Below are 2092 nucleotides of genomic sequence, written 5' to 3' on the forward strand. Positions count from 1 at the left end.
CATCGTCGGCGGCGGCGGCCGCGTCTTCCGCGGCGGCGTTGTCTGCGGCGAGCTCGTCTGCGGCGACGTCGGCGGCGATGTCCGCCGTGTCGTCCTCGGCGAGCGGAGCGACGAGCGAGTCGTCGGTCGCGGGAGCCGTGGGCTCCGTCACCGGATCCGCGGCACCAGCCGGGAGATCGAGAGCGGAGGGGTTGTGGTCATTGTTCTCATCGGCCATCTCTGGCGTACTCCCTGCACGGGCACCGGGTGCTCCGTGAAATCTCATGCGGTACCCGCGGGTTCCGCGAACTCAATCGGCGTGCGACCGGCTCTGGGCTCTGGTCGCGTGGGGCATGGGCCCCGAAGTCTGCGTCGATGCGTGTCGCGGCGGCGCCGTTCATCGCATCACAGGTCATTATCGCACCACATGGCCCCGTTCGCGGCATCGGTGATGATGGCGCGTTTTCCCCGGGGCCGTTCTCGCCCCATCCATAGCACTCGCTGAGATAATCCTGAACATGAGCGAGCAGCGCACCCGCCCCGTCGTCTACGCCGTCTGGTTGATCGTCGCGGCCGTCATCGGGTGGTTCGCCGCCTTCCAGCTCACGATGGACAAGTTCATCCAGCTCGCCAACCCCGACGCCGACCTCAGCTGCAACGTGAGCGTCATGATCCAGTGCGGGAAGAACCTCGGCTCGTGGCAGGGCGAGGTGTTCGGCTTCCCGAACCCGATCATCGGCATCGCCGGCTGGATGGCGCCGCTTTTCATGGGCGTCGCCCTGCTCGCCGGCGCCCGCTTCCCCCGCTGGTTCTGGCTCACGTTCGGCGCCGGGATCACCTTCGCCTTCGGGCTCGTCTGCTGGCTGATCTGGCAGAGCCTGTACGCCCCCAACCTCGGCGTGCTCTGCCCCTGGTGCATGCTCACCTGGTCTGTCACGATCCCCACGTTCTTCGCGACCATGCTCCACCTCACCCGCAACGGGAGCTTCACGAGCAACGAGAAGACCCAGGCCCGCGCGAACCGCCTCATGGCGTGGGTGCCGCTCGCGACCGTCCTGGCCTACGCCGTGGTGATCCTGCTCGCGCAGCTGCGCGGGCTCGACCTGCTGGGCGAGGTCATCGGCATGGTCTTCTGAGCCGGCCGCACGCACGACGAAGCCCGTCCGCCTTCTCGGCGGACGGGCTTCGTCGTGTGGTCGTCAGTCGAACCAGATGCCCAGCTCCCGGGCGGCCGACTCCGGGCTGTCCGAACCGTGCACCAGATTCTGCTGCACCTTCAGGCCCCAGTCGCGCCCGAAGTCGCCGCGGATCGTGCCGGGCGCCGCGGTCGTCGGGTCGGTGGTGCCGGCGAGCGAGCGGAACCCCTCGATGACCCTGTTGCCCGCGAGCCGGATCGCGACGGAGGGCCCCGACATCATGAACTCCAGCAGCGGCTCGTAGAACGGCTTGCCCTCGTGCTCGGCGTAGTGCTGCGCGAGCAGGTCGCGGTCGGGCTCGACCAGGCGGATGTCGACGAGCGCGTAGCCCTTCGCCTCGATGCGGGCGAGGATCGCGCCGGTGAGGCCGCGGGCGACGCCGTCGGGCTTGACGAGGACGAGGGTTTCTTCGGTGGCCATGTCATTCACTCTCTGTCTGAGTTTCGGTCGAGGGCTGAGCGGGACGTCGTGCGTCGAGCCGAGCCCCCATGATGGTCGCATACGCCCACATGCCGCCGAAAATCAGCACGACGAGCAGCACCGCCGGCACGGCGATCGCCGCCAGGGCCACGATGACCTGCACGATCCAGCCGGCGGCGATCGCCCCCGGCTTCGTGATGAGCCCCGCGATGACGATGCACGCGAGGGCCAGCACGGCACCGCCGACGATGCCCCACCACTGCTCGATGCCCGCCGGCAGCGCCTTGAGGCCGAACAGCGTCAGACCCACCAGGAACACCACGATCGCCTCGAAGCCGAGCACGATCGGGGCGAGCTTCTGCACCAGCGTGCGCGGCGGACGCGGCCGGCGCGCGGGGCGCGGCGTAGCGGCGTCGGCACTCACGCGCGCCACCCCGCCTTCCAGTCCTCGTCCTCCGAGAGCGCGATGGCCTCCCCCGCGAGCACGACCGATCCGG

General features: G+C 69.4%; 4 protein-coding genes. 1 reads left to right on the top strand and 3 read right to left on the bottom strand.

Annotated features, from left to right (window positions below):
• Window positions 1-217 (bottom strand): hypothetical protein (locus tag DW309_RS19725; RefSeq protein WP_205812787.1); only part of this gene is annotated, 217 nt, incomplete at its 3' end.
• A gap of 280 nt (window positions 218-497) precedes the next feature.
• Between DW309_RS19725 and DW309_RS14465 the strand changes: the two genes are divergently transcribed.
• Window positions 498-1115: a vitamin K epoxide reductase family protein gene (locus tag DW309_RS14465; protein WP_136034030.1), complete on the top strand. Its 618-nt coding sequence runs from the start codon at window positions 498-500 to the stop codon at window positions 1113-1115.
• 63 nt (window positions 1116-1178) lie between these two features.
• Here DW309_RS14465 and ndk read toward each other — a convergent pair whose 3' ends face one another.
• Entirely contained in the window at window positions 1179-1595 is a 417-nt protein-coding gene (gene ndk, locus DW309_RS14470) for a nucleoside-diphosphate kinase (protein WP_136034032.1), read from the bottom strand.
• Between the two features lies 1 nt (window position 1596).
• The coding region (locus tag DW309_RS14475) for a DUF4233 domain-containing protein (protein WP_240753244.1) at window positions 1597-2092 on the bottom strand (496 nt) is incomplete at its 5' end.

The sequence above is a fragment of the Microbacterium sp. K41 genome (assembly GCF_004794395.1).
Classification (GTDB): domain Bacteria; phylum Actinomycetota; class Actinomycetes; order Actinomycetales; family Microbacteriaceae; genus Microbacterium; species Microbacterium sufflavum.